The 2,918-nt window shown below is 73.1% G+C and carries 1 protein-coding gene; it reads left to right on the top strand.

Features of this window, described 5'->3' with window-relative positions:
- Nucleotides 1-2,918, top strand: a 2,918-nt coding sequence (locus ACZ7FF_RS44870) for a type I polyketide synthase (protein ID WP_470820528.1), incomplete at both ends; no start/stop codon positions are given.

Here is a 2,918-nt window from a genome sequence, read left to right as displayed (position 1 = left end):
GGTGGTGTCGAACCTGACCGGCGCGGTCGCCGAGGACCTGTGCTCTCCGGAGTACTGGGTGCGCCACGTCCGTGAGGCGGTCCGCTTCGCCGACGCCATCCGTACCCTCTCCGACGCGGGCGTGACCCGCTTCCTGGAGCTGGGCCCGGACGCCGTCCTGACCGCCATGGCCGCCGAGTCCACCGACGGCGTACTGGTGTCCGCCCTCCGCAAGAACCACGACGAGGAGACGACGACCCTCCAGGCCCTGGCGCGCCTCTACGTGGACGGCGTCAAGGTCGACTGGGCGGCCCTCTTCGCCGGCACCGGAGCCCGACCTGTCGACCTGCCCACCTACGCCTTCCAGCACCGCCGCTACTGGCCCGCTGCGCCCTTCGCGCGGCGGGGGGATGTCGGCTCCGTCGGCTTGGAGGCGGCAGGGCACCCGTTGCTGGGTGCCGCCGTGGAACTGGTCGACACGGACGGGTTCCTGTTCACGGGCCGTCTGTCGCTGCAGTCGCACCCGTGGCTCGCGGACCACGAGGTGATGGGCTCCGTCCTGGTGCCGGGCACCGCCCTGGTCGAGCTCGCCCTGCGGGCGGGAGACGAGGTCGGCTGTCCCGAGGTGGAGGAACTGACGCTCGCCGCGCCGCTGGTGCTGCCCTCGGTGGGCGGCGTCCGGGTGCAGGTATGGGTGGGCGGACCCGACGAGTCCGGTCGTCGTGCCGTGAGCGTGCACTCCCGCCCCGATGGAGCGGGCGAGGACGTGTGGACGCGGCACGCCGGCGGTCTCCTCGCGCCCGCTACGGTTGCGCACGCTGCCTTCGAGGCGCCGGTGTGGCCGCCCGCCGGGGCCGAGCCCCTGGACGTGACGGGCATGTACGACGCCTTCCTGGAAGCCGGGTTCGTGTACGGCCCGGTGTTCCAGGGCGTGACCGCTGCCTGGCGAGTCGGCGACGAGGTGTTCGCCGAGGTCGCCCTGCCGGACGACGTGGACTCCGGGGAGTTCGGCGTGCACCCGGCCCTGCTGGACGCGGCTCTGCACGCGTCGGTCTTCACCGGCGACGACGAACCGGGCCAGGGCCGGGTGCCCTTCTCCTGGGCAGGGGTGACGCTGCACGCCGCCGGTGCCTCTCGCGCCAGGGTCCGGCTGTCCCGCAGCCACGACGGCGCGGTGTCGGTCGAGGTCGCGGACACCGAGGGAGCGCCCGTCGCCACCGTCGAGGCGCTCCTCACGCGCCCTGTCTCTGCCGAACAGCTGGACGCCGCCAACTCGCCCGTGCGCGACGCCCTGTTCGCGCTGGAGTGGTCCCCGGTTCGGGGTACGGGCGACGAGGCCACCTCCTACGTGGAGTGCGGCCTGGACGCCCTGCCGGACGAGCTGGCCGCTGTCGTCCTCGTACGGATCGACCCCACCGATGCCGATGACGTGGTGGGCTCCGTGCACGCGGTGACGTCGCGGGTGCTGGGTCTCCTGCAGTCGTGGCTGGCGGAGGAGCGGTTCGCCGACTCCCGTCTGGTGCTCGTCACGCACGGCGCCACGACCGGCGCGGATCTGGCCGGAGCGGCGGCCTGGGGGCTGGTGCGGTCGGCACAGTCCGAGCACCCGGGACGGTTCGGCCTGGTGGACCTCGACCGCGCCGACGCCGCGCGGTTGCTGCCGTCGGCTCTCGGTTCGGACGAACCGCAGCTGGCGATCCGGGACGGCGGAATCCTGGCCGCCCGGTTGGCCCGTGAGGTCGTGTCGGGAACCTCGGAGACGTTGTGGGACGGCGAGGGCACGGTCCTCGTCACGGGTGGCACGGGTGGCCTGGGCCGGACGATCGCCCGGCACCTGGTCACCGCGCATGGTGTACGGGACCTGCTGCTGGTCAGCCGGCGCGGTCCGGGCGCCGATGGTGCGGACGAACTCATCACTGAGTTGAGGGAGTTGGGGGTCGAGGCCTGCATCGAGGCATGTGACGTGGCCGATCGCGACGCGGTCGGCGAACTGGTCGCTCGTCATCCGGTACGGGCCGTGGTCCATACCGCGGGCGTGCTCGACGACGGAGTCATCGCCTCCCTCACGCCCGAGCGGCTGGCCACCGTGCTGCGGCCCAAGGTCGACGCGGCCTGGAACCTCCACGAGGCGACCCGGGAACTCGACCTCTCCGCATTCGTCGTCTTCTCGTCCGTGGCCGCCACCTTCGGCAGCGCCGGGCAGGCCAACTACGCGGCGGCCAACGCGTTTCTCGACGGCCTCGCCCGGCACCGGCGGGCGGACGGCCTGCCGGGTGTGTCCCTGGCCTGGGGGCCCTGGGCCCAGACCGAAGGAATGACGAGCGAGCTGAGCGCGGCCGACGTCGAGCGCATAGCCCGGCTCGGCATGCCGCCCATCACGCCCGAACAGGGACTGGCACTCTTCGACGCCGCGCTCGCCGCCGACCGGCCCACCACCCTGCCGGTGCGCCTCGACTTCGGTGCCGTCCGGGCACACGGGGAGGTCCCCGCACTGCTGCGCGGTCTCGTCCGTACCCGCACGGCACGCGGTACGACGGCCGGGTCGGCCACGGCCGCCGGGCTGGTCCAGAGGCTGGCCGGACGGACCGAGGCCGAACGGCGTGACGCCGTGCTCGCTCTCGTACGAGGGGAGATCGCCGCGGTCCTCGGCCATGCCGACGCGGAATCGATCGACCCCACCCGCGCCTTCCAGGATCTCGGCTTCGACTCGCTGACGGCGGTCGAGCTGCGCAACCGCCTGGGTGCGGCCGGCGGCCTGCGCCTTCCGACGACGGTCGTCTTCGACTACCCGACGGCCGACGCCCTCGCCGGCCTCCTGCTGGACGAGTTGTTCGGTGGGGAGGGGGAGTCGGCGGGGCTTGTGCCGGTGAGTGCTGTGGTGGCCGACGACCCCGTGGTGATCGTGGGTATGGCGTGCCGTTATCCGGGTGGCGTCGAGT

The sequence above is a fragment of the Streptomyces sp. NPDC037126 genome (assembly GCF_055605965.1).
This window is presented reverse-complemented; position numbering and strand designations above follow the sequence as displayed.